Annotated in this window: 23 protein-coding genes; 7 read left to right on the top strand and 16 right to left on the bottom strand. The window is 67.9% G+C overall.

The window, feature by feature from the left end; all coding sequences use genetic code 11:
• Positions 1-56: 56 nt before the first annotated feature.
• The 8 genes from CPBF1521_RS03030 to mdcA form a co-directional block, all read right to left on the bottom strand.
• The gene (locus tag CPBF1521_RS03030) at positions 57-1,412 is read right to left on the bottom strand and encodes an SLC13 family permease (RefSeq protein WP_115675890.1); all 1,356 of its coding nucleotides are present in this window, start codon (positions 1,410-1,412) and stop codon (positions 57-59) included.
• A gap of 154 nt (positions 1,413-1,566) precedes the next feature.
• Positions 1,567-2,487, bottom strand: a complete 921-nt coding sequence (mdcH, locus tag CPBF1521_RS03025; protein ID WP_115675888.1) for a malonate decarboxylase subunit epsilon — start codon at positions 2,485-2,487, stop codon at positions 1,567-1,569.
• Between the two features lie 178 nt (positions 2,488-2,665).
• Entirely contained in the window at positions 2,666-3,538 is an 873-nt protein-coding gene (gene mdcB / locus CPBF1521_RS03020) for a triphosphoribosyl-dephospho-CoA synthase MdcB (protein WP_115675886.1), read from the bottom strand.
• Between the two features lie 284 nt (positions 3,539-3,822).
• Positions 3,823-4,464 carry a malonate decarboxylase holo-[acyl-carrier-protein] synthase gene (gene mdcG / locus CPBF1521_RS03015; RefSeq protein WP_115675885.1) on the bottom strand — a complete coding sequence of 214 codons (642 nt, stop codon included), beginning with the start codon at positions 4,462-4,464 and terminating at the stop codon, positions 3,823-3,825.
• Between the two features lie 2 nt (positions 4,465-4,466).
• Entirely contained in the window at positions 4,467-5,171 is a 705-nt protein-coding gene (gene mdcE / locus CPBF1521_RS03010; protein ID WP_115675883.1) for a biotin-independent malonate decarboxylase subunit gamma, read from the bottom strand.
• Entirely contained in the window at positions 5,162-6,082 is a 921-nt protein-coding gene (locus CPBF1521_RS03005) for a biotin-independent malonate decarboxylase subunit beta (RefSeq protein ID WP_115675882.1), read from the bottom strand. The genes mdcE and CPBF1521_RS03005 overlap by 10 nt, the downstream gene beginning before the upstream one ends.
• Before the next feature lie 106 nt (positions 6,083-6,188).
• Positions 6,189-6,506 (bottom strand): malonate decarboxylase acyl carrier protein, encoded by a 318-nt coding sequence (mdcC, locus tag CPBF1521_RS03000; RefSeq protein ID WP_115675880.1) that lies wholly within the window; start codon positions 6,504-6,506, stop codon positions 6,189-6,191.
• Positions 6,507-6,515: 9 nt separating this feature from the next.
• A complete protein-coding gene (gene mdcA, locus CPBF1521_RS02995) occupies positions 6,516-8,162 on the bottom strand; it encodes a malonate decarboxylase subunit alpha (protein ID WP_115675878.1) in 1,647 nt (548 codons plus the stop codon).
• Positions 8,163-8,354: 192 nt separating this feature from the next.
• Between mdcA and CPBF1521_RS02990 the strand changes: the two genes are divergently transcribed.
• The gene (locus CPBF1521_RS02990) at positions 8,355-8,897 is read left to right on the top strand and encodes a PadR family transcriptional regulator (RefSeq protein WP_115675876.1); all 543 of its coding nucleotides are present in this window, start codon (positions 8,355-8,357) and stop codon (positions 8,895-8,897) included.
• Positions 8,898-9,255: 358 nt separating this feature from the next.
• On the top strand, positions 9,256-10,044 hold the full coding sequence (locus CPBF1521_RS02985) for a siderophore-interacting protein (RefSeq protein WP_115675874.1): 789 nt from the start codon (positions 9,256-9,258) through the stop codon (positions 10,042-10,044).
• Between the two features lie 403 nt (positions 10,045-10,447).
• Here CPBF1521_RS02985 and CPBF1521_RS02975 read toward each other — a convergent pair whose 3' ends face one another.
• Together CPBF1521_RS02975 and CPBF1521_RS02970 are read right to left on the bottom strand one after the other, a co-directional pair.
• The gene (locus CPBF1521_RS02975; RefSeq protein WP_104583572.1) at positions 10,448-11,176 is read right to left on the bottom strand and encodes a YceI family protein; all 729 of its coding nucleotides are present in this window, start codon (positions 11,174-11,176) and stop codon (positions 10,448-10,450) included.
• Positions 11,177-11,406: 230 nt separating this feature from the next.
• Positions 11,407-11,997, bottom strand: a complete 591-nt coding sequence (locus tag CPBF1521_RS02970; protein ID WP_115675872.1) for a malonic semialdehyde reductase — start codon at positions 11,995-11,997, stop codon at positions 11,407-11,409.
• 136 nt (positions 11,998-12,133) lie between these two features.
• Here CPBF1521_RS02970 and CPBF1521_RS02965 point away from each other — a divergent pair, with 136 nt between their 5' ends.
• The 5 genes from CPBF1521_RS02965 to CPBF1521_RS02945 all read left to right on the top strand — a co-directional run bounded on the left by CPBF1521_RS02965 (position 12,134) and on the right by CPBF1521_RS02945 (position 15,581).
• Complete coding sequence (locus CPBF1521_RS02965; protein WP_115675870.1) at positions 12,134-13,081, top strand: mitochondrial fission ELM1 family protein; 948 nt, start codon at positions 12,134-12,136, stop codon at positions 13,079-13,081.
• Positions 13,082-13,130: 49 nt separating this feature from the next.
• Positions 13,131-13,994, top strand: coding sequence for a DUF2145 domain-containing protein (locus CPBF1521_RS02960; RefSeq protein ID WP_115675868.1), 864 nt, complete (start codon positions 13,131-13,133; stop codon positions 13,992-13,994).
• Positions 13,991-14,494, top strand: a complete 504-nt coding sequence (locus CPBF1521_RS02955) for a hypothetical protein (protein ID WP_115675866.1) — start codon at positions 13,991-13,993, stop codon at positions 14,492-14,494. The genes CPBF1521_RS02960 and CPBF1521_RS02955 overlap by 4 nt, the downstream gene beginning before the upstream one ends.
• Before the next feature lie 134 nt (positions 14,495-14,628).
• The gene (locus CPBF1521_RS02950) at positions 14,629-14,904 is read left to right on the top strand and encodes a hypothetical protein (RefSeq protein ID WP_147295410.1); all 276 of its coding nucleotides are present in this window, start codon (positions 14,629-14,631) and stop codon (positions 14,902-14,904) included.
• A 119-nt stretch (positions 14,905-15,023) separates the two neighbouring features.
• Positions 15,024-15,581, top strand: coding sequence for a VUT family protein (locus CPBF1521_RS02945; RefSeq protein WP_115675863.1), 558 nt, complete (start codon positions 15,024-15,026; stop codon positions 15,579-15,581).
• A gap of 140 nt (positions 15,582-15,721) precedes the next feature.
• On the opposite strand, the gene glnE is transcribed toward CPBF1521_RS02945, so the two are convergent.
• From glnE to CPBF1521_RS02915, 6 genes are all read right to left on the bottom strand, one after another.
• Positions 15,722-18,553, bottom strand: coding sequence for a bifunctional [glutamate--ammonia ligase]-adenylyl-L-tyrosine phosphorylase/[glutamate--ammonia-ligase] adenylyltransferase (gene glnE, locus CPBF1521_RS02940; protein WP_115675861.1), 2,832 nt, complete (start codon positions 18,551-18,553; stop codon positions 15,722-15,724).
• Positions 18,554-18,960: 407 nt separating this feature from the next.
• The gene (locus CPBF1521_RS02935; RefSeq protein WP_115675860.1) at positions 18,961-19,326 is read right to left on the bottom strand and encodes a DUF3325 domain-containing protein; all 366 of its coding nucleotides are present in this window, start codon (positions 19,324-19,326) and stop codon (positions 18,961-18,963) included.
• Positions 19,314-19,637, bottom strand: a complete 324-nt coding sequence (locus CPBF1521_RS02930; RefSeq protein ID WP_115675858.1) for a hypothetical protein — start codon at positions 19,635-19,637, stop codon at positions 19,314-19,316. The genes CPBF1521_RS02935 and CPBF1521_RS02930 overlap by 13 nt, the downstream gene beginning before the upstream one ends.
• Positions 19,634-21,232, bottom strand: a complete 1,599-nt coding sequence (locus CPBF1521_RS02925; RefSeq protein ID WP_115676496.1) for a PepSY-associated TM helix domain-containing protein — start codon at positions 21,230-21,232, stop codon at positions 19,634-19,636. The genes CPBF1521_RS02930 and CPBF1521_RS02925 overlap by 4 nt, the downstream gene beginning before the upstream one ends.
• Positions 21,233-21,296: 64 nt before the next feature.
• On the bottom strand, positions 21,297-23,828 hold the full coding sequence (locus CPBF1521_RS02920) for a TonB-dependent siderophore receptor (protein WP_181901083.1): 2,532 nt from the start codon (positions 23,826-23,828) through the stop codon (positions 21,297-21,299).
• A gap of 119 nt (positions 23,829-23,947) precedes the next feature.
• A complete protein-coding gene (locus tag CPBF1521_RS02915) occupies positions 23,948-24,997 on the bottom strand; it encodes a FecR domain-containing protein (RefSeq protein WP_115675855.1) in 1,050 nt (349 codons plus the stop codon).
• Positions 24,998-25,001 lie beyond the last annotated feature (4 nt).

The following is a 25,001-nucleotide window of genomic DNA, read 5'->3' as shown; positions in this document are numbered from 1 at the left end:
CGTGGGGGCGCCCATTCTACGGGGGCGCCCCGATACCCTGCCGAACGCGGGCCGGATCACAGCCAGCCCGGCACCACGAACAGCAGCCAGGCCACCAACGGCCCCAGCAGCACCACCAGCCCGCTGTAGACCAGAAAGCGACGGAACAGCGCGTCGCGCTCTTCCTTGGCGGCCGAGGCCACCACCAGCGCACCGTTGGTGGAGAACGGGCTGACATCGACGATGGTGGACGACACCGCCAGCGCGCAGATCACCCCTGCAGCGCCGAGCTGGCCCTGCATCAGGAACGGCACCGCCAGCGGAATGGTGGCGCCCAGCACCGCCGCCGACGAGGCGAACGCGGACACGATGCCGCCGACATAGCAGACCAGCAGCGCGCCCAGCAACGGCATGCCGATATGCGACACGCCGGTGCCGATGTAGTCCACCGCGCCGGCCTTTTCCAGCACCGCCACGTAGGTCACCACGCCGCTGATCAACAGCACCGTGGACCAGCTGATGCCGTCCACCGCGCCCTTCTGCGCGCTGGGCGAGATCAGCGCCAGCGCCACCGCCACGGTGATCGAGACCAGCCCGACATTGAGGTTGTAGACCAGCGCGGCGACGCCCAGGCCGAGCAGGCCGACCAGCGTGATCACCCGATCGCGCGTGATGGCCACCGCCTCCAGCGCCAGCGGATTGGTCGACAAGGTGCCGCCACCGGCCGCCACCAGGGAGCCATGCCCTTCGATCGCGAACGGGCGCTTGGAGGCCTGGTCGTCGGCCACCGCTACATACTGCGCATCGGCCAGCGACACCTCCTGCCGCCGCACCAGCTTGAGCCCACCGAAGGCGCAGAAGCAGATGATCGCCATCATCAGGTTGAAGCCCAGGCTGGTGAGGAACACCGCCATCTCGGTGACGTCCAGCCCGGCCTTTTCCACCACCTTGTTGGTGATGCCGCCATACACGCTGATCGGCGAAAACCCGCCGCCCTGCGCGCCATGGATCACCAGCAGGCCCATCATCAGGGGATTGATGCGGTATTGCTTGGCAAAGCGCAGCGCCACCGGGCCGATGATGGCCACCGCCGCCGGCCCCAGCGCGCCGAACGCGGTGAGCAGGCCGGTGATGACGAACATCACCCAGGGAATGGCCACGATGCGCCCGCGTACCGCGCGCACCGCCCAGTGCACCAGCAGATCGATGGTGCCGTTCTTCTGTGCGATGGCGAACAGATAGGTGATGCCGACCAGGGTGAGGAACAGGTCGCCGGGAAAGCCGGCCAGCACCTCCTTGCCGTCCAGCCCCACCCAGACGCCGCCGATGATGAAGGCCAGCGCGAAGGCCACCGCACCCATGTTGATGGGCAATGCGGTGGCGACGATGAACATGATCACCAAGCCAAGAATCGTTGCAATTTGCGGGGTCATGCGCCCTCCCAGACACCTGATACGCGTACAGCACGGATGGCCACCCGCCACCCAAGGGTCACACCTCGTCAGACGCAGGGCGGCTGACAGAAATAAGGGGCAGCTGCCGGGCGGTTGCCTGCGCCACGCCCACATCGCCGCTCCTGGCGTTACTTCATGCCGCGCGCTCGCACGCGGCGTGGACCCACTCAACCACGCCCTGCGTGCTGTGGAAGTCCTCCACCGATCGCGCTTCGCAGCCCGGCACGATGTCGCGTGCCATGCGCGCCAATGCGCTGCCTGGCCCCAGTTCGAGAAACACGCGCGCGCCGCGTTCGGCGGCCTGCACCAGCACGTCGTACCAGCGCACCGTCTGCGCGATCTGTGCGGCCAGCGTGTCCACCACCAGGGCCTGCGTGGTGACGGCACGTGCATCGATGCCGGCCAGCACGCGCAGCCTGGGCGCGTGCACGGCCGCGTTGTTCAATTCAACCGCGAAGGCATCGGCCGCCGCACGCAGCCAGGGCGTATGTGCCGGCACGCTCACCGGCAACTGCGTGACGCGTGCGCCCTGCGCCTGCACTGCATCGCCCAGTGCCTGCAGCGCAGCGTGCGGGCCACCGAGCACGGCATGGTCGTCGCCGTTGACGATGGCGATGGCCGCGCCATGCGTCTGGCACAGCGCTTCGAGCACACGCAGCGGCAGGCCGGCCACCGCCATCAATCCGGCGTGGTCCGGGCTGGCCGCGTCCATCAGGCGTGCGCGGGTGGCGGCCAGCTGCAGGCAGGTGTCGATCTCCATGCTGCCGGCTACCGCATGCGCGGCCAGCTCGCCGACGCTGTAGCCGAGCACCAGCACCGGCGTGGGCAGCTGCGCACGCAGCAGCTGCCAGTGCGCCAGGGTGCCGGCGCAGACCAGCGGCTGCGCAATGGCATTGGTGTAGCGGGCGTTGTCTGCGGCAAGCGTGTGTGCCGAGGCGCCGAGCACCTTGCGCGCGGCAGCGAGCACGCTGGCCGCGGCCGGCGCATCGGCAACACGCGCGAACATTGCCGCATGCTGCCCACCCTGGCCGGGACAGAGCACGGCCAGGCTCATGCGGTGGCCTGCTGGCAGGTAACGCCGTGCGCCGTGCGAGTGGAGTCCTGATCCGCCCTGCAGGCCACGTCTCCAGGGACAGCGAGAAGGATGCCGTGTCCTGCTGCACTGAAACGGGCAGCGCGACTGCACGCGCGTGCGCGCACTGCCTTCGCGGCTGCCAGTGGCCAGTGTGTGCTCATGCGCTCTCCTGACACTGCAGGAACCAGGCACAAGCCAGCAGGTCGGCGCTGCCGCCCGGGCTCAGACGCCGCGCGACGAACTGCCTGCCAATGGCGTTCAAGCGCGCGCGCCACTGCGGTTGTGCGATGCCGCCTTCGGCGAGAAATCCACGCGCCTGCGTCTTTGCGTAAGCCAGCCCTTCCTGCCCGCCGCGATGCAACAGGTTGAGGTCATCGACCTCGGCAACCAGGTGCATCAAGGTCTGCGCCAGTGCCGCCTCGCGCGTGGCGCCGTTGTGCATTGCGCTGCGCAGAGACGGCAACGCGATCTCGCGCAGCAAGGGATAACCGTCCGCGGCCTGCTCGCGCACGCCGCCGATCCGAAACCGTGCACGCGCACGCTGGCCATTGCTGCGTGGATCCAGCGGCGCGGCGCGCAAGACCTCGCGCCACGCCTGCACCGCGTTGCAGACTGCTTCACCGGTAGGGGCATGCCCATGCACGGCACGCAAGCGCGCCGCCTGTGCAGTGAGCACGCCGAGGCTGAAGATCGCACCGCGGTGGGTATTGATGCCACCGGTGGCGCGCAGCATCGCCGCTTCGGCCGCGATGCCGAGCTGGCGCACATGCTCGAACGGCGCGTTATCGATGCCCGCCTGTGCAATCGCGACGAAATAGCCGCGCAGGGCAAACAGGCTGCGCAGGAATGTCGTGGCATCCATATCGGCATGGCTGCCGCTGTCGAACGGCGTGACCAGGCCGGGCTTGGGCGCGCAGCCAAGTTCCGCGTGCAGGGCGGCGACCGCGAGCCGCCCCAGACGGTGCGCCAGCGCGCTGGCGGTGCCGGCTTCGGCATGCCATGTGGCTTGTAGCGCGACGTTGTCTTGCACATCGCCATGCGTGCGTGCAGCACGCGACGGCGCGTAAACGAGATCCGAACCATCGCCTGGTGGAGCAAGGCGCAGTCTTGGCTGCTGGGATGCTTCTGGCGGTACTGCCTGTGCCAGTGCCGAGGGGATGTCCGCAGCAACCAAGCGCGTCGATGGGCTGTCTGCATCAGGCCGGGACGGCGCGATGCCCGTTTCTTTTGATGTTGTCGCTCGCGGCTGCCGCTCGGCCGCAGTGCACTGCATCCCCGCGGGCCTGGCATCAGCAACGCGTTCGACCAATGCACTCATGCCGCGCTCCACACCGGAAACAGCGCGCTGCGCGGCAGCAGGCGGCAGCCATTGGTGGACTTCACCAACACCTGCTGCGCGCTGCCGGCGTACTCGCGCCAGTTCACCGCGGTGTCGTCGGGCAGCAACAGCTCGCCGTCTGCGCGCAATCCGTGGGGGTGTTCCCAGCGCTGCAGCAGCGTCACCACTGCCTGCGCCTGTTCGGGCGTGGCGATGGACCACAACAGATCCAGGTCCGATTGCGCATGCACATACGCAAGCCCGGTCAGGGCCTGCCATGCGAAGCTGCCAAAGACGCGCGGCTGCAGGGCGCTGGCATTGGCCTGCGCTCGCAAGGCCTGCAGTGCAGGCTGCAGCGTGGCGGGTGCGGCTGCGATCACCGCGTCCAGCGCCAGCGGCGCAGTGCTGCGCACGATAGCGTCCAGGCCGGCACTCAACGCCAGCCGCTGTTTGCCTTCGTTTGGCGGCAATGGCACGCCGAGCGGCACGCGGCCGGGCGCCTGGCTGCCATCGCCACGCGCCACCACCGCCGGCCACCCCGCGGCGAACCACTGCTGCAGCCGTGGCTGCGCACCTGGCGTCAGCGCTTGCCAGCGCGCGTCCGGATGCAGCCACACCAGTGCGTGGCGGGCGGGCATGCTCAGGCCTCGCCTGCGGCCACGGCGGCGGCGACATCGCGCGCCAGGGTGCGCCCGCCACGTTGCGCGCCAAGTGCCCGGCGTTGATCGTCATTGCCGGGCGCAGCCAGGGCGTCGAGCAGCGCCTGCGCCAGGTCGCCGTCCCAGAGCGACTCCACCGCGCCCATGCGCACGTAGTTCTCCACGCCCGGCGCGAACACCGGCGAGCTCTTGCTCAGCGCCTGCAAGGTGTCCACGCTCTGCTTGGTCACGCGCGCCATCGCGCGCAGATCCATCACCCGGATCTGCGCGTCCGGCAACGCGTGGATATGGTCGGCCATCAGGCCGAACGACAGGAAGCCGCCGCTGACCGATTCGCCATACACCAGTGTGACCAGCCGCGCGCCGCGCTTGCGCGCCAGATCCAGCGTGCGTGCCAGATGCGCGAAGTAGCCGTTGATGCCGAGCAGTTCGTCGCGGCGTGCAAGCCGTTGCCCGGCGGTGTCGGCCAGCATCACGATCGGCCGCTGCGGATGTGCGCGCGTGCTCGCCAGCACGGTCGCCGCCAATGCCAGCGCATGGTCCACGCCGACTTCCAGCTTGTTGGCGGTGCCGATCACCGTGACGGCGCCCGCGGCCGTGGTGGCGCTGCCGGTGAGCACATCGTCGTTGCAAGCGATGGCGTGGCCGAGCGGAAACAGCTGGTCCAGCAGTTGGCTCAGTTCCATGGCGTGCTCCGGTCGGCGGTGGCGGCAAGGAAGGCGTCGGTGTCCAGCAGCGGCAGCCGCTGCGCATCGACGATGCCCTGGCGTTGCCAGATCTCCAGCCCATCGCGGCAATCGCCATAGGCGTCAATGCGCTTGGACAATTGTTGATGCGCCACTTCCAATGCCTGCAATGCGGCCTCGCCCGCCGGCTCGGACAGGGTGTCCAGCGTCTGCGCGGCGGCATCGGCGAATGCAGCGATGCGGTCGGCCACCAGCGTCTGTGCCTCGCCCAGCAGATAGCGGTGCTTGCCGCCGGTGACGCGCCACACCAGGGCGCGGTCGCGGGCGTCGAACTCTTCCACGCCGCGTACGGTTTCGATCACGTCCGGGCCGGACAACGACAGGCGACCTTCTTCGGACATGATCACCGCGCTGCAGCAGCGCGCCACGATGCCCATGCCGCCGAAGGCGCCGTTGCCGCTGCCGATCAAGGCCAGCACCGGCACGCCGGCGGCGCGTGTGTCCAAGGTGGCACGCATGATTTCGGAGATCGCGACCAGGCCGGCATTGGCCTCGTGCAGACGCACGCCGCCGGTGTCGAGCAGCAGCAGCACTGCGTCCGGCTGGGTGGCGGTGGCGCGTTCGAGCAGGCCGGTGAGCTTGGCACCGTGTACTTCGCCGACGCCGCCGCCCATGAAGGCGCCTTGCTGCGCGGCGATCAGCACGGTGCGCTCACGCAGCGTGCCTTCGCCGACGACGATGCCGTCATCGAAGGCGCCGGGCGTGTCCAGTTGGGCCAAATGCGGGCTGATCAGGCGGCGACGTGGGCCGACGAATTCGCGAAAGCTGCCGGCATCCAGCACGCCGTCGATGCGCTCGCGCGCGTCGGCCTCGTAATAGCTGCGCTCGGCCACGGGAATGGTGGTGCTCATACAAGTCTCCCGACGACATGCGTAGGAGCGCACCTGGGCGCTACCGGGGCGTGACCGTGAAAGCCCGTCGCGCCCGGGTGCGCTCCTACGGGGTGAGAGGGGTAGCTCATGCGGCGGCTCCCTGCAGGACGTCCACCGCCTGCTCCAGGCGCAGGCTCACCACCGCCGGCGTGGCGCCGACATCGTTGATGCTGATGCGCACATCGCGCAGCGGATGGCGCGCGGCAAAATCATCCAGCACGGCCTGCCAGATCGCGCCGAAACCGCGCGCGGCGGTGAGGATCTCGATCTCCATCGCGCCGTCCAGCGGCACGCGCTCGACCAGCACTTCCAGGTTGCCGGAGGCGACCACGCCGACCAGCGCATGGTCCAGCCCGGCGCGCGCGCCGTGCTGGCCATCGAAGCGATACCGCAGGGTTTCCATGCCGTGCCCCTACCAGTTGCGAAAACGTTTCGGCGGGTCGTACAACCCACCGGACCAGCGCACCAGGTCCTTGACCGTGCGCGCGGCGAGCAGGTCGCGCGTGGCATCGCGCGGCCGGATGCCCAGATCTTCGGGCCGCCTGATGACACCGCGATCGCGCAGGTTCTCGACCGCGCGTTTGTCGCGGCCCAGGCCGACGGCGGTATACCCGGACACGCCACGGATGGCCTGTTCGCGTTCTTCGGCGCTGCGGCACAGCAACAGGTTGGCGATGCCTTCTTCGGTGAGCACATGGCTGACGTCGTCGCCGTAGATCATCACCGGCGGCAGCGGCATGTTGGCGCGCTCGGCCAGCTCCCAGGCATCGAGCCTGTCGACGAAGGCCGGCGCCATGTGTTCGCGGAAGGTTTCCACCATCTGCACCACCAGCTTGCGTCCGCGCGGCATCTCGCCGGGGCGCGCCGCCTCGCGCCCGGCCTTGAGCCAGGCGTCGCTGGCGTGCCGGCGGCCGCGCGCATCCGACCCCATGTTGGGCGCGCCGCCGAAGCCGGCGATGCGGTCGCGCGTGGCGGTGGAGCTGTTGCCCTGCAGATCGATCTGCAGGGTGGAGCCGATGAACATGTCGCAGGCGTACAACCCGGCGGTCTGCGACAAGGCCCGATTGGAGCGCATGCTGCCGTCGGCACCGGTAAAGAAGATGTCCGGGCGCGCGGCGATGTAGGCCTCCATGCCCAGTTCCGAGCCGAACGAATGCACCGAGTGCACGAAGCCCGATTCGATCGCAGGAATCAGCGCAGGATGCGGGTTGAGCGCCCAGTGCCGGCAGATCTTGCCCTTGAGCCCCAGCGACTCGGCGTAGGTAGGCAGCAGCAATTCGATCGCTGCGGTGTCGAAACCGATGCCGTGATTGAGCCGGTCCACGCCGTATTCGGCGTAGATGCCCTTGATCGCCATCATCGCCATCAGCACCTGGATCTCGGAGATCTGCGCCGGGTCGCGGGTGAACAGCGGTTCGATGTAGTTGGGCTTGGGCGCCTGGGTAACGAAGTCCACCCAGTCGGCCGGGATGTCCACGCGCGGCAGGGTATCGACGATCTCGTTGACCTGCGCGATGACGATGCCGCCCTTGAACGCCGTGGCCTCCACGATCACCGGGGTGTCCTCGGTGTTGGGGCCGGTGTAGAGATTGCCGTGGCGGTCGGCGGCCTGCGCGGTGACCAGCGCGATGCGCGGGGGCAGGTCGATGAAATAGCGGCCGAACAATTCCAGGTAGGTGTGGATGGCACCGATCTCGATGCGGCCCTCGCCGACCAGCCCGGCCAGGCGCGCGGCTTGCGGGCCGGAGAACGAGAAATCCAGCCGCTTGGCGATGCCGCGCTCGAACACGTCCAGATGCGCCGGCAGCGACAACACCGATTGCACCATGTGCAGGTCATGCACGCGCGCGGGATCTACCTCGGTCAGGCAGCGCGCCAGGAAGTCGGCCTGCTTCTGGTTGTTGCCTTCCAGGCAGACGCGGTCGCCCGGCTCGATCACCGCCTCCAGCAGCGCCACCACGTCGTCGGCAGCCACCACGCGCCCCTGTGGCGCCAGCGCGGCGGCCCGCTGCAGGCGCTGGCGCCGGCTTTCGGCCTGGGTGTCCCACTGTCGACTCATGCGTCTGCCTCACCGGGCCAGGCCCGTAATGTCGAAGTAATTACATCGTAATTATGGAGGCCAGTTGTGTCTAGCCGCGTTGCAGCATGAGCCGCGGGGATAGCCATGTCGGTCAGCCGGGCGACAGGCCGTGCTTGCAGGCCGCCATACTTCGATATATCTTTTCAGCATGCTTCGATATATCGAATGACAATGCGCTCCCACCGCGACGACCTGCCGAGCGAGCTCGATCCATCCGTGGCGCCCAGTGCCACGCACCGTGGTGGCGCCGGGCGCGCGCGGCCGCTGGAACATGGCGACCTGCGCCTGCTGCTGCTGGCGCTGATCGAGCAACAGCCACGCCATGGCTACGAGTTGATGCGGCAGATCACCGCACTGTTCAAAGGCCTCTACACGCCCAGCGCAGGCGCCATCTATCCGGCACTGGCGCAGCTCGAAGCCGATGGCTGGGTGCAGACCGCGCTGGACGAGGGCCGCAAGCGCTACCAGGTCACCGCCTCCGGCCGTACGCATGCGGCGCAGCACCGCGATGCACTCGATGCCGCATTGGCCCGCACCCATCGCCGCGCGCGCGAGCTGATCAAGGCACAGACACCGGCGCCGATTCGCGAAGCCATCCACCGCATCAAGCACGGCCTGTTTGCGCGGCATGGGCAATGGACGGATGCAGAAACCACACGCATTGCCGCGCTACTCAACGCCGCCGCTGACGGCATGGAGCGCGACGACGGCTGAGTGCGTCCATCGCTGTGGTCCGAAGCCAACCGATGCCGGTTTGAATGCGCCTTGCGGCAGTGACGCGTCATCGCGGTGGTTGCGTTGCGCGGCGTCAGTGGCATGCATGAATTGCTGTACCTGCGCTGCTCCGTGATTTGATCAGCGTGTCGCTGCAAGACATCGACCTCGCTTGTTTGGCAGATGCACGCGGCTTCGCCCGTACCCGCATCCGCCCCTGCGGGGCACCTTCTTCCGAAGGGAGAAGGGTGAGCAACAACCGCTGTTCTTTTTCAGCTCGCTGGCTAGATCGTCACATCACCGTATGCAGTCACTCCCCCGCCGCGCAGCTGCGCGCCACCTCCAGGAATCGCACCACATGGCCATCCACACCCACACCCAACTCCGCCGCGACCCGCGCCTGCGCTCCGTGCAGGTGCTGCGTTGCGAATCGCTGACGCCGCAGATGCGCCGCATCGTGTTCGGCGGCAGCGAGCTTGCCGGCTTTCAGAGCGAGGCACCGGACGACCACGTCAAGCTGTTCTTCCCCAATGCCGATGGCGCCTTCGTGCTGCCGACGATGACACCGGACGGCCCACGCTATGCCGAAGGCGCCCTGCCCTCGCCCGGCCGCGATTACACGCCGCGCTATTTCGACCCGCAGAGTGGCGAGCTGAGCATCGACTTCGTGCTGCACGGCGACGGCGTGGCCTCCAGCTGGGCGGCGCAGGCACAGCCCGGCGACACGCTGACGATCGGCGGCCCGCGCGGCTCGTTCCTGGTTGCCGACGACTACGACCACTACGTGCTGATCGGCGATGAAACCGCCTTGCCGGCAATCGGCCGCTGGCTGGAAGCCATGCCCGCCGACATGCATGCAGAGGTCTTTATCGAAATTGCCGATGCGGCCGAGCGCCAGGAGCTGCTCAGCGCCGCCGAGGTGGACGTGTACTGGCTGGAACGCAACGGCTTCGATGCCGCCAGCAGCACGTTGCTGGAAGACAGCCTGCGCGATTACGAGCCGCACGACGGCGACACGTTCTACTGGATCGGTACCGAATCCATGCGCGCGCGTGCGATGCGCAAGTTTCTGGAAGAGCACATGGGCGTGGACAAGGACTCGGTGCGCGCGAAGGGCTACTGGAAGGCTGAATCAGCTCCGCACTAACGGACAGAATGGCGGCGCTGGGTACAGGGTTGCACGCAAACGGCAGTTGATCTGTCGGTTTTCCGCAGGGCCCTTGGCCGCCCACCATCGCGGGGCACGCCGCAAGTACGTCCGTGTAGGCTCTTACGCGGCATCCATGCCGCGTAAGGCCCCGCGACGGTAGACGGCCAAGGGCCAGTCGAATTGATCGGTCTGCATGGCTTTCAATCAAACGAGCCGCAAACCATCTGCTGCAGTGTCCTCGCCGCTCGCGGACGCGATCGCAACGCAAAAAAAACGGCGCCTCCCACCGAAGTGGAGAGGCGCCGCTTTCTTCAGTGAACAGCATCAAGCCAATCCGCGGGCTCTTGCGTTCCGCACATCGGTGCGATCGCTCGCACCGATGCATCCACTGCGCTGCGACTTACTTGGCAGCAGCAGCGTCACCGGCCTTGGCCTGCAGGGCTTCGGTGGTGATGCGGATCTTCACTTCGTCGCTGACGTTCGGGGCGTACTGGCCCACGCCGAAGTCGGTGCGCTTGATGGTGGTGGTGGCGTCGAAACCGGCCGCCGGCACCTTCTTCATCGGGTGCTCGCCGGCACCGTTGAGGGTGACGTCCAGCACGACCGGCTTGGTCTGATCCTTGATGGTCAGATCGCCAGTGACGGTCAGCTTGTTGGGGCCGGCCGCTTCGACCTTGGTGCTCTTGAAGGTGGCGGTCGGGAACTTGGCCGCGTCGAAGAAGTCACCGCTCTTCAGGTGCTCGTCGAACTTGGCGGTGAAGCTGTTCAGACCCGACAGCGGCAGGGTGACCTGCACGGTGGACTTGGTCACGTCGGCCGCGTCGTACACCAGGGTGCCGTCGACATTGCCGAAGTGGGCGGTCGGGTTGGAGAAGCCGAAGTGGCTCCACTGCGCCAGCACGTCGGTGTGGCTCGGGTCCAGAGTGTAGGTGCCCGAGGCCACTTCCACGGCCGGCGCGGTCGAGGCGGCCGGTTCGGCGGCGGCAGGTGCCGTTGCAGCGGCATCGGCCGGGGCGGTGGCGGCCGGGGTTTCGGCAGCAGGCGCGGCGGCGTTGTCGGCCGGCTTGGAGCAGGCGGCGATGGCCAGGGTCAGGGCGAGCGGCAGCAGCAGTTTGTGGGTGGTCTTCATTGAAACTCCTTGAGGATGAGGGACCGCATTGGATCAACGCGGATGGAACGGACGCAGACGGACGAGGACTGCAGGAAAGCGGAAAACATGCGCCTGTGGCGATGGCACAGGGCGCACGCTCGTCGGGTGGTGCGGGGGGCGCTCCGAAGCCGGAGTGTACGTCGCTCCCCGCCTGGCGGCGCGGCGGCTGCGCCCGCCTGACGGTGTGCGCAGCCGGTGTCTCGCCGCCGTTATTCGATGCGTGCGGCTTCTTCGAAGCTCAGGCGCGGCAGCCGCGGGAACAGCCCGGCCGGATCGCCGTAGCCAAGATTGATCAGAAAGTTGGACTTGATCGGCGTGCCGGCAAAGAACGCCGCATCCACCTTGGCGTTGTCGAAGCCGGACATCGGGCCGGCATCCAGACCCAGCGCACGTGCGGCCAGGATCAGGTAGGCGCCCTGCAGCGAGCTGTTACGGAACGCGCCGGTTGCGCGCATCTCGCGCGAGCCTTCGAACCAGCTCTTGGCGTCGGCATGCGGGAACAGGTACGGCAGCTTTTCGTGGAACTCCTCGTCGGAGCCGACGATCACCGTGACCGGCGCGGCCAGCGTCTTGGCGGCATTGGCCTCGGACAGCGCCGGCTTGAGCTTCTGCTTGCCCTCGGGCGTGGTCACGAACACGAAACGCGCCGGCGACCCGTTGGCCGCGGTCGGGCCCCACTTCAGCAGATCGTAAAGCTCGCGCAGCTGCGCTTCGCTGACCGGCTTGTCGAGAAAGGCGTTTTGCGTGCGGGCGGTACGAAACAGCTGATCCAGCGCGGCAGCGTCGAGCAAGTCGGACATGGAGACTCCGGGAAGCAAGGGAATGGGCGACAGTAGGGTGCAGCACCGGCGCCAGCGTGAAGACCCGCAGTGTAGAGTGGCGCGATTGCTGCAACACACGCTCAATCTGAAACAAATCTATGTCGGATCTGAAACGATGGCGCTGACCTGGGCCGTGAGCGACGGCCGCGCCGGCAATGCACGCCAGGCCGAGGCCTTGGCACAGGCGCTGCACTCCACACCGGTCACCGCACTGCATCTGCAGGCCCGCGCGCCGTGGCGTTGGGCCGCACCGCGCCTGTTGCCGGGGGCGCAGGCCGCATTTGGCGCGGAATTCGCGCGGCAATTGCAACAGCCGCCGACGCTGGCGATCGGCTGCGGGCGCCAGGCCGCCCTGGCCACCCGGCTGCTGCGCGCGCGCGGCAGCCAGGCAGTGCAGATCCTGGACCCGCGGCTGGACCCGCGCCACTGGGATCTGCTGATCGTGCCCGAGCACGACGCGCTGCGTGGCGCGAACGTGATCACATTACTCGGCAGCTTGAACCCGGTGGACGATGCCTGGCTGGCCGCCGGGCGCGCCGCCTTCGCCCCGCTCGGCGCGCTGCCCGGCCCACGCGTGGCGCTGTTGATCGGCGGCCCGACCGCGCAGGTGCCCTGGACCACCCAGGCGCTTGCGGCACTGTGCATGCAGCTCCGCGCGCAGGTGCTTGCGGCCGGCGGCAGCCTGCTGGTCACCACCTCCCGGCGCACCCCGCCCGAGGCGATCGCGACGCTGCGCAATGCGCGTGCAGGCCTGCCAGGCCTGCTGTGGTGCGACGAGCGCGATGGGCCCAACCCGTACGCCGGCCTGCTGGGCTGGGCCGATGCGATCGTGGCCAGCGCCGACTCGGTCAACCTGCTCTCCGAAGCCTGCGCCACGCCGGTGCCGGTAGTAGCGGCGTTTGCCGAACAGGCGCAGGGACGGGTGGCGACGTATTGGCGGGCACTGCAAGCGCATGGCCGTCTAGCCGATGCACGGGATGTCTTCGCAGCCCCGTCGCAGCTGCAACCACTGCGCGAAACCCAGCGCATCGCCGCACTGGTGCGCGAGCGCCTGCACGTATGATGGTGCCGCCGTGGATGCCACGGGGCAGCCACACGGACGATCAATCCCCATGCAATGCGAACACACACGGCGCAGCTGGCCTGCAACAACGGCGTTGCTCATCGCCCTGACCTGCGCACTGCCTGCCATTGCCGCGCCGGTGTGCACGCCGCACTATCCGACACCCGCCACGCTGGCGGCGATGTTCGACATGGCCAGGTCCACCCAGCAGGCGCTGGACGCAGTGGACGGTGCGCAGGTGGTGCTGCTGGCACGCGGCGGCCAGGATCTGAGCCGCTATGGCTTGAAACACAGCCACCTGGCCTTCGCGCTGCGCGAGGACGACGGCACCTGGCGGGTCAAGCACCTGCTCAATCACTGCAAGTCGGACACCTCGGCGCTGTATCACGAAGGTCTGAGCAACTTCATCGGCGAAACTGCCCTCACTGCCGATCTGCGCGTCGGCGTGCCGGCACCGGCGCTGCAGCAGCAACTGCGCACGTTGCTGCAGGATCCGGCCACGCTGGCACATGCGCTGCACGAGGCGCGCTACAGCATGATCGCCTACCCGTTCTCCACCGATTATCAGAATTCCAACCAGTGGGTGCTCGAAGTGCTGGCGGCGGCATTGGCGGCGACCCACGCAGCAGATACGGCAGCTGCGCCGGTGAGCGATCGTCGCAGCGCACAGGCCTGGCTCAAGCGCAACGGTTACCAACCCACCCGCCTGCATCTGGATCTGAGCAAGCGCATCGGCGCCCGTTTCTTCGTCGCCAATGCCGCAGTGACCGACCATCCCGCCAGCGAGCGCATCTCCGGCAATTATTCGGTGATCACGGTCGAGTCGGTGTTCGATTTCCTGCAGCAGCAACAGATGCTGCTGCAGGATGATTCCATCCCCCACAGCGTCGCCACGCACGGAGCATCTCCATGAACATCTCTCTTCGATCTGCCGGTCTCGGGCTGCTGCTCGCCATCGCGTTCGGCCAGCCGCTGCCGGCCACTGCAGGCTTGACCACGATCACCCGCGGCGATGCCTCGGCGATGTCAGCGATCCTGGTGATCTCCGCGCCGTACTTCGTGTCGTTGGCGCTGGGCCACAGTGCGGTGGCAGGTTCGGAAGCCCTCGGCGACGCATCGCACAAGGCCTCCGCAGGGCCATTGCCGCCGATGCGGGTCAAGTCGGTCGAGAAAGCCACCGACGGCGGCTGCGAAGTGCAGTTGCAGGATCCGGCAAACGCCGACAACACCGCCTTGCTGCGCTGGCCGGCACGCCAGGACGACCCGACTGCGGGCTTTCGTGTTGGCGAGACGGTGACCTTCCAGCCGAGCCCGGCCGGTGCCGGCTGGACGGTGCAGTCGCCCCAGGGCCAGGCGCTGGCGTTCGTGCCGACCGCAGAATCCGCTGCGCAGAACAGCAGCAAGATTTGGTGACGCCGGCAAGCTCCTGACCGACGCACCAGGTCGGGATGGGGCTGTGCTGACACACTGTTTGCGGGCACGGCGGGACGCGCGGGACGCGCAGAGGCATTTTCCGCAGCCTGTCGAACTGCCTGCGCGACGGTTTGTTGATCGTCACCGACGCGCACAGCCGCGTGCAGTTGCAGAGCCTTTGCGCACCGATGCCTGGCACGCACGCAATTGCCCGCGTGCTCCTGGTCGCGCCGCCCGTGGCAACGGTGTACATGCGGGTTGGCGATGTCTTCGGAGGCATGTGCGTGCTGCACGCCGGCATGCGCTCAAACGGCAGCGCAGCAGCACGCTGGATCGATAAGGCACCGCGGCCACGCGAACACAAGCAATCCGCACGGCGTCACTCCACCATGCCTGTCGCCATCCGTTGACCAAGACACTGTTTCCACCGGCAACGCGCCGCCGTGTTGGCCATGCGTGGCCGATGCACACTGGCCCGCATGCGCCAACGCGCGGATAATCCGCGCTGCCCTGTCACTGCCGCACCGTCATGTCCAGCCGCTCGCCGACGCCGTTCACCCCGCTCACTGCGCGCGCAATGGCATGGGCGGTCTCGGCCATGGGCGCGGTGGTGCTGTTGTCCAACATCCTGGTGCAATATCCAATCAACGACTGGCTGACCTGGGGCGCGTTCTCGTATCCGCTGGCGTTCCTGGTGAGCAACCTGATCAATCGCCGCTTCGGCCCACGCGCGGCGCGCAAGGTCGCCTGGTGCGGCTTTGCGCTCGCGGTGGCGTTGTCGCTGTGGCTGGCCACCCCGCGCATCGCAGCGGCCTCCTGCACCGCCTTCATCGCCGCGCAGTTGCTGGATATCAGCGTGTTCGACCGGCTGCGCAGTGGCAATTGGTGGCGCGCGCCGATCGTGGCCACCACCTGCAGTGCCACGCTGGATACGGCGATCTTCTGGAGCATCGCCTTTGCCGGTGTCGGCCTGCCGTGGATCAGCTGGGCGGCCGGCGATCTGGCGGTGAAGCTGGGCATGGGCGTGTTCCTGCTCGGCCCGTTCCGTGCGCTGCTGTGGCGCAGTGCGCCGCGGCCGCAGGGCTGACCGCAGCCCCTACGTACGGGCAATCAGGCAAACAACAGACGCGGTGGTTGGATGCGATTCCAACCCACTGCGCTTTGCAACCCGGTCTGCATACCACTCGCCTCATAGCGCAAGCAACGCAACGCCCGGATACCGGCCGATCAAGGCGATGGCGCTGCCACATCCCTGCCGACCGGAAACGCCAGTCCTTGTGCGTGCGCGGTGGTGAAGATGCTGTGCCGTGCCTGCTGGATGGCCGGGGTCGGTGCGATCAGCCGCGGCCGGCGATCCAGCGTGCAACTCAGGCCCGCTTCCACCAGCGTGGCATGGGCCTGGTGCAGCGCTGCTGCGCTCTCGGTCGGCAGCCACTGCACCTGCACCAGCGCATCGATCAAGGCGGGCGTGGCGCAGGCCAACAGCAACGTGGGATGGTGTGCGGCCTGGCCGAGCACACCGGCCTGCAGGACGAATTCCAGATCGACCAGGCCGCCGGCGCCCTGCTTGAGATCCAGCCGCCCCGCATCGCTGCGATCCAGCTCGCTGCGCATGCGCGCGCGCATCTTGCGCACGTCCTCGTGCAGCGCTGCGGTGTCGCGCACGCGTGTCAGCGTGTCGCCACGCACCTGCGCGAACGCTTCGCAGAGCGCCGCATCGCCGGCCACCGCACGCGCGCGCACCAGCGCCTGATGTTCCCAGGTCCAGGCGCGCTCGCGCTGGTAGTCGCGGTAACTGGCCAGCGATGACACCAACGCGCCCTTGCCGCCGTCCGGGCGCAGCCGCACGTCGATCTCGTAGAGACGGCCGGCGCCGGTTTCGGCAGCCAGCAAGGTCATCACCTTCTGCGCCAGCCGCGCAAACCAGCGCCCGGCGTCCAACGGTCGCTTGCCATCGGATGCCTCCACCTGCCGCGGGTGGTCGTAGAGAAACACCAGATCCAGGTCCGAGCCGAAGCCCAGCTCCAGGCCACCCAGGCTGCCGTAGCCGATGATGGCGAACGCCCCGCCCGGCACCTGCCCGTGCGCGGCGATCAGTTCGCGGCGCGCCAGCTGCAGCACCGTCTGCACCACTGCTTCGGCCAGCCAGGCCAGCTGCTGGGTGCTGTCCACGGCCTGCTGGCGGCCATCGAGCGTGGCCAATGCAATGCGGAAGCTCAACGCAAGGCGGCGCTCGTTGAGTTCGCGCAGCGCCGCTTCGGTGTCCTCGATCTGCAAGGTGTCCAGGCACGCAGCCTGCAACGCATCGCGGTCGGGCAACGGGCCGCTGATGCGGGTGTCGAGCAGTTCGTCCAGCAACAGCGGATGCGCAGCAAGACGTTCGGCCAGCAGGGCACTGCGCGAGAGCACATCGACCAGGCGTGCAAGTGCGCTGGGCTGTTCGTCCAGCAGGGCCAGGTAGCTGGTGCGGCGCAAGGTGGATTGCAACAGGCCGAGCATGCGGCGCACGGCGGCATCGGGCTGGCTGGCGCGGGTGGCCGCATGCAGCAGCGCCGGCATGACACGGTCCAGGCGCGCGCTTGCGGTATCGGAGAGCGCACGCACGCCGGAGGACTGCGCAAAATCGGCCAGCACCTGATGCGCGCCGCCTGGGTCGTGCAAGCCGAGGCCGGCCAACGGCGCGGCATCGCCTTCGGGCAAGGCGCGCCAGTAATCGGCCAGCGCATCGGGTGCGCTGGTGCGGACACGTGGTGCCAGCAGCTCGGCAAATTCGGCGGCAACGCGCGCGCGCTGCGGCGTGATTGCCTGCAACAAGGCCGGCCAATCCGCGTGGCCCAGGCCCAGCGCGATGCGTTCGCGATCCAGCGGCGCCTGCGGCAAGGCATGCGTCTGTGCGTCGCGCAACATCTGCAGACGATTCTCCAGCCGGCGCAGGAAGCGATACGCCTCGGTCAATGCGCGCCCGTTGTCCGCATCGATCTGCCCTGCGTCCACCAACGCCTGCAAGGCCGGCAGCAGGCGACGCTCGCGCAGGCTCGGTTCGCGTCCGCCGCGAATCAGCTGCAGCGATTGCGCCAGGAACTCGATCTCGCGAATGCCGCCCGGCCCGCGCTTGATGTCGTCCAGGCGATCGTGCCGGGCGACTTCGGCAGTGATCGCCGCCTTCATCTCGCGCAAGCCGTCCAGCGCGGTGAAGTCCAGGTAACGCCGGTAGACGAAGGGGCGTAGCGTCTCCAGCCAGGCTTCGCCGGCATCGATATCGCCGGCCACCGCGCGGGCCTTGAGCCAGGCATAGCGCTCCCAGTCGCGCCCTTCGCGCTGGAAGTACTGGTCCATGCCGGTGAACGACAAGGCCACCCGCCCGGCCGTGCCGAACGGACGCAGGCGCAGGTCCACACGATGGCTGAATCCATCGGCGGTGGTTTCGTCGAGCAGCTTGGCCAGCTGCTGACCCAGGCGCGCAAAGTATTCTTCCGCTGCCAGCGGACGGGCACCATCGGATTGGCCGCCCTGCGGATACGCGTAGACCAGATCCACATCCGAGGAAAAATTCAGCTCGCCCCCACCAAGCTTGCCCAGCCCGAACACCACCAGCCGCTGCACACTGCCGTCTTCGGCAATCACCTGGCCGTGGCGGTCGCGGAATTGCTGCTCCAAAGCCTGCAGCCCACATTGCAGGCAGGTTTCGGCCAGGCGGGTGGCACCGGCCAGGGTGGCGTCGACGCTATCGAGACCGAGCACATCGCGCCAGACCAGGCGCGTGGATTCGGCGCTGCGATAACGCCGCAGCTGCGCTGGCCAGGTCTGGGGCTGTGCGGGGTCCAGCACCGGCAGCGGCAACGGCGGTGGATCCGGCTGCGCTAGGTGCTGCAGCAACGCCGGCTGGCGCGCCAGGGTATCGAGCGCAAACTCGCTGGCGAGCGCAACCTGTGCGAGCTGCCGATCGACGTCATCGCCCGGCCAGGGCTGGTCGGCCGGCACGGCATGACGAACACGCGCCACGGCCCGCTCGATCAGGGCGGTGAGCGCAGGAGACACGGACATGATGGGCGGCGACATGCGCCGATTCTGGCATCCCTGCGCGGTGACGGCATATGTCTACGGTTGATCCAGCGGTGTCGAGGGTCAGCAATGCAACTACCGGGTCTACCGCCGCGTTGCGTGTAGTCCCATCAGCACGCGGCCATGTCGGCGGGCGTGATGTCCTCACTGGTTGCGGGCTCCTTGGCGGCTTGTTCGACGTCTCGATTTTTTTGGGCGTTGTGTCTGAAGGGGACTCAGCAGTGCGGATAGATCAGTTGCAGAGCGATTGATCTGTGACTTGGCTGCAGGGCCCTTGCCCGCCCACCATCGCAGGACACGCCGCAAGTACGTCCTTGTAGGCTCTTACGCGGCATCCATGCCGCGTAAGGTCCCGCGACGGTGGGCGGACAAGGACCAGTCAAACTGGTCGGTATGTGTGGCCTTCAAACAACAGCAAACCACAGCACGTGCCAACCCACCACCCCGCATGCGACGCAGCCCAGCAGCACTGCCAGCCACGCACTCCAGCGCGGCGCGTACGCCAGGCCCAGCGCTACCCACAGCGCGGCCACGCTGACAAACCCCAGCCACAACAAGGTGCCCACCGCTCCGCCCCAAGCGAGCACGCACAGCACCAGCGCGGCGATCAACAGACAGACAGCCATCGCACGCAGCAACCAACGCTGCATGACCGGCGCAGTGCGGCGGCCGGTGAGCTGCTCGTAATGGCGATGCATCGCCACGGCCAGGGCCATCATTGCGGCATGGCAGAGCGCGGTGCCCAGCAGCGCGGTGATCAGCCCATCCATGGCGGATGTCCCAGCAACCAGCTCGCACCGCCCAGCGCAGCGATACCCACGCCCAGCCAGCCCCACATGCGCAATGCACTGCGCGCACGAAACATCCACAGCACGACGACCGTGTAGATGGCGAAACTCAGCAAGGTCGTGCTCAGCACCGAGACCGCAGGCGACACGCCGGCAAACCGCGACAGCAGCTGCGCCAGCACGCTGCAGCCGGTGGAGGTCAGCGCATAGCCGCCGACGCTGGCAGCGAGTACGCGACCGGCAACCGACCAGCGGTAGCAAGTCACCGACGCGGCGCTCGAAGAACGCTTCACAACACATCCATCACAGCAGCGGCGCCGCGCCTGGCGCGTGTCGGCAGCGGTCGCACGGCGCTGCGGTGCACCCGATACGCCGCATAGGCGAAAGCAACACCGAAGGCGAGCGAGACCAACTCGACCCCGGCGCGCTGCAGGTCGTCGGCAGCCAGATACACACCCAGGTGCTGTCCGGTGGTGACCGCATTGAGCAGCGGCAAGCCCAGGCACAGCAACGCGGTCATCGCCAGTTGTTCCACCCAGGCACGGGCGGGCCGGCGCAGCAGCGCATGCAGCAGCGTGGCCGCCCACGCCCACAGGAATGCGTGGATTTCGATCTGGCTGCGCGCGGCCTGCGCAGCCGGCACCAGGCGGTTGGCATAGAAATACGCAATGCTGGCCAACGCGGTTCCCGCGAGCGCGGCGACATTGAGCGCTTCCACCACACGATAGATGCCGGCCGTGGCCGCGCCGAACTCCTGCTCGCTACGCCGACGCCGCTTGATCGAAAACAGCACCGTGCCGGTGGCCATCATCAAGGTGCCGGCCAGGCCGCAGATGAAGTACAGCCACTTGCTGGTCCAGCCGCCGAACCCGGCCACGTGCAGGGTCTTGATGACCTCTTCCACGTCCTGTGCGTGCATGTCCGTCCGTGCGGCATCCGCATGCTGCTCCAGCACCACGCCGCTGTTCGCATCGAACACCACGCTGTTGGCAGGATTGAGCAGGCGCCGCGAGCGGCCGGTATCGGCCACGCGCGCGATCACACGCAGCCTGCCGTCAGGGCGATCGGGCCGCTCGATCACCAGTGTCTGCGCAGGCGCACCATTGCGCACCGCTGCACGCTGCACCAGTTCCGGCAGATAGGCGGGCACGCTGTTGGCCGCGATTTCACCTGCGCCGGCCGCAGGCGCTGCCGGCGTCAGCGCATCGGCATACCGCGTGTACGCGGCCTCGTCGCTGCCATACAGCGCCTGCAATGGCCCGGGCATGTAGCTGGTGGCGAAATACGCCAGGCCGGTGTAGACGATCATCAGCAGGAACGGCAGCGTCAGCACCGCCGTGGCGTTGTGCGCGTCCAGCCACGAGCGCTGGCCCTTGCCCGGGCGGAAGGTGAAGACATCCAGAAAGATCCGCTTGTGCACGATCACCCCGGACACCAGCGCGATCAGCCCGCACATGGACACCCAACCCACCAGCCAATAGCCGGGAATGCCGCCGTGCAAGGTGTAGTGGAAGCTCATGAAATGCCGGCCGCCTTCGGTCTGCCGGCCCCATGGCGATGGCAGCAGCTCGCCGCTGCCGGGATCCAGCGCTGCCTGGCCCTGGCCATCGGATGTCCGCCAGACCAGCGTGAGCGCCTCGCCCGGATGCGTGGGCAGGCCGATCCGCCACAGGCGCGCCTGCGGCGCAAGCTGGCGCAGTTGCGCCAGTGCACGCGGCACCAGCGCGTCTTCCGACAGGACCGTGTGCATGCGCGCGCTCGGCAGGGCCGGTGTGGCCTGCATCCAGCTGGTGATCGGATCGCGAAACACGCTGAGCGTGCCGGTCAGGAAGATCGCGCACAGCAGCCAGCCGCAGCTCAGGCCGCACCAGGTGTGCAGCCAGGCCATGCTTTGACGAAAGCCATCTTTCATCCGGCACGCACCCGGTACCACCGCAGCACGCGTGCACGCATCACAGCGCGCCGCGCAGGGTCACCATCACATTGCGCGGTTCGCCGTAATAGCGCCCGTTAACGAAGCTCGACAAGGTGGTGTAGTAGTGCTTGTCGAACACGTTGTTGAGATTGACCGCCACCGACCACTGCCGGTTGAACTGATACCGCGCCAATGCGTTCCAGACCGCGCGCCCCTGGATCGGCGCGGTGGCGGTGCCGATCTGCCGGTACGCCGCGCTCTGCGCGCTGACACCGCCGCCGACGGTGACATCCTGCAGCACGCCCGGCAGCCGGTACGTGGTCCATACCCGCAGCAAGTGCTTGGGCGTGTAGCTGTTGAAGGTCTGGCCCTGGCTGCTGACATCCTGCAGGTAGGTGGTGCGGTTGAAGGTGTAGCCGGCGAACACGTTCCAGTCGTGCAGCACCTCGCCGCTGACTTCGGCATCGAAGCCACGGCTGCGCGCCTTGCCGCTGTCGATGTAGCAGAAATCGTTGTTGCGGCAGGTGGGGCTGGTGCTCAGGTCGGCCTGGGCGCGGTTTTTCTGCTCGATCTGGAACAGCGCAAACGCGCTATTGATGCGCCCGTCCAGCCACTCGCCCTTGAGGCCCAGCTCGTAGTTGGCCCCGGTCATCGGCTTGAGCATCTCGCCGGCTTCGGTCTGCGCGTTCTGCGGCTGGAAGATGTCCGCGTAACTGGCATAGGCCGACCAGTTCGGACTCAAGGCGTACAACAGGCCGGCGTACGGAGTGACCTGCCCGGTCTCGCGGGTGTGCTCGATCGATTGCGATGGCGACAGCCCGGTGGTGGTGGTGTTCCAGCGGGTGTCGTGCCAGCTCACGCGGGTGCCGACGATGGCCCTCAACGGATCGGTCAGCTGCCAGCGCAATGCGCCATACATGCCGAATTCGCGCGAGGTGCCATGCCGGGCCTCGCGCGCATTGGCGAAGATTTCTTCGTCGCTGATCGCCCGCACATTGCGCTGCAGAGCGAACACATTGAAGGTCTGGAAGTTGTTCTTGTTGCCGTAAACGGTATCGACCGTGTTCTCGGCAAAGTTACTGCCCAGTACCACCTCATGCCTGCGCCCGAGTGCATTGAAATGCCCGATCACATTGGCGTCGAAGCCGAACGCATCCGCATCGGAAATGGTGCGCGCCGCCAACAAGGCGCCGGTGCCGTTGGCCGGATTGATCGCGCGGCTGGAGCTGGCGTATTTCAGATCGTGCAGCTCGCGCACCTGCACCGCACTGAGCTTGAACACCCAATCGGCCGTGAAGCGATGGTCCAGGTCCAGATACAGCCCGCGATTGGACGAGGACTGCCGGTTCCATGCCGCACCCAGATTGGTCTGGCGCGGCAGGCCGATATCGCGGCCATCGCTGAAACTGGGCAGACCACCGAAGAACGGCCGGCCTTCCACCTGTTCGTAGCTCACGCCCAGGCTGAGCTGGGTCTGCGGCGAAAACGCGTAGTCGAGCGTGCCGTAATAGGTAGGCGTGCGGCGCGTGACCCCATCGACGAATGAGCGCTGGTCCTGGTAATCGATCACCCCGCGCGCGCGCAAGGCGCCATCGGCGCTCAGGTTGGCGCTGGCATCGATCAGCGCGCCGTAGCGATCCCAGCTGCCGCCCTGCACCATCACGCTCACGCCCGGCACATCCAGCGGGCGCTTGCGCACCAGGTTCACCGCGCCACCGGGATTACCCGCGCCCTGCAGCAGGCCGGCGGCACCGCGCAGCACTTCGGCGCGATCGTAGATGCCCATGTTGGCGCTGTAGTTGCTCGCCCGGCCGTACATGCCGCGATTGAGCGGCACGCCGTCGTATTGCACCGTGGTGATGTCGAAGCCACGCGAATAAATGTACTTGCCGCCCTGCGGGCTCTGCACGATGGTGATGCCGGTGGTGCTGGCCAGCGCGTCGTAGACCGAGGTGATGTTCTGCTCGTCCATCAACTGGCGGGTGACCACGCTGATCGACTGCGGAATGTCCTTGAGCGACTGCTCGCCGCGGCCGATGCTGACCGCCCGCGCGGTATAGCTGCCGGTGCCGCTGGTGGTCGCACTGCGGTTGGCCTGCGCGGTCACCTTGACGGTGGGCAGCAGCCACGCATCCACCTCGCTCCTGGTCGCGCTGGGCTGCGGCGCGGCGCGCAGCACGTAGCCGCCGGTCTGCAACGGCACGGCCTGCAGGCCGCTGCCTGCCAGCAGCGCAGCCAGGGCGGCCGGTGCGGTATAGCGGCCCTCCAGCCCGGCAGTGGTCTTGCCGTCGGTCTGCGTGGCAGTGAAGCTCAGCAACAGGTTGGCCGAACCGGCCAGTTCACGCAGTGCAGGTGCCAACGGGCCGGCGGGGATGCGATAGGCCTGGCGGGCATCCTGTGCGGCAGGCGCGGTCTGGGCGATTGCCTCGGGCATGCCCGCACACAAAGCCAGGCTGCACAGCGCAAGCGCCACGGCCGTGCCGAGTGGGCGCTGCACGGCCTGCACCACGGCGTTGCGCTGAGACGAGGAAGAAGAAAGTTGGCCGCGGCGGCGGGCAGTGATCGACATGCTGTTCCCACAAAGGTTTGGTGTCGCACTGACACCGTCATTGGGGAGGTGCCACAACGGCGGCGATCGGGCAGCCCGGATGCATCTTATTTTTTGGCGACGTGCCGGCTGGCGGCGCCTCAGCCCTGCCCGGCCGCCTGCACCGTCACCCAGTAACGGCTGCGCCGGCTCACCCGCACCGGCAGCACGCTGGGCAGCATCGCCAGGATGCGGTCGGTGTCGTCCAGCGGGAACACGCCGGAGACGCGCAGGCCGCCTACCAGCGGGTCGCAGCGCAACAGCCCGGAGCGATAACGGCCCAGTTCGGCGACAAACGCATCCAGGCGCCACTCGTCGGCAATCAGCTGCCCGCGCACCCAGGCGGAGTCCTGTACATCGGCCGGCGCGATGGCGCCGAGCGTGTCGGCGGTAAAACGGCACTGTTCCCCCGCCTGCACGCGCCCGACGGCCTGCGCGGCCCCACGCGGACGCACCTCCACCGCGCTTTCCAGCACGCTCAGCCGGGTGTCGTGCTCGTCCTGGCGCACGCAAAAGCGCGTGCCCAATGCGCGGATATCGCCCTGCGCGGTGCGCACCAGCAACGGCCGCGCATCGTGGCCCGCGCCCAGCGCCTGCGCGGTGGTCACCATGATCTCGCCGGCCAGCAACTGCAGCAGCCGTTGCTGCGCGTCGAACCGCACATCGATGGCGCTGCGGGTGTTGAGGGTGATGCGGCTGCCATCCTGCAACTGCACCTCGCGGCGCTGCCCCGTCGCAGTGGCGTAATCGGCGGTGGCGCGCTGCCAGCGTTCGGTGCGCGAGGCCAGCACGCCGGTGGCTCCGGCCACCCCACCCCACAGCAGCAGATTCAGCGCCTTGCGCCGGCCCGGCGATGCCTGGCCGTTGCTGCCGGCATACGGCGACAGGCTGCGATAGGCCGCCTGCGGGGTCAGCGTCTTCAGCCGCCCGGTCACCGCCTCGATATGCGCCCACGCCCGCGCATGGTCCGGATGCGCATCGCGCCATTGTTGCCAGCGCTGCAGCTGCGCCTGGCTCGCGGTGCCGGACATCAGCACCGTCAGCCACTCGGCAGCCTGATCGGCGACCTGCGCACTGATCGGTTGCCCGCCGGCCAGCGGTGCTCGCTGGGCATCGGCGGCGCGCGCGCGGCGTGAGGCGGCATCAGCCATCCGT

This window comes from Xanthomonas euroxanthea (assembly GCF_900476395.1).
Lineage (GTDB): Bacteria > Pseudomonadota > Gammaproteobacteria > Xanthomonadales > Xanthomonadaceae > Xanthomonas > Xanthomonas euroxanthea.
Note: the sequence above shows the minus strand (reverse complement) of the source record. Positions and strands in the feature narration are given on the sequence as shown.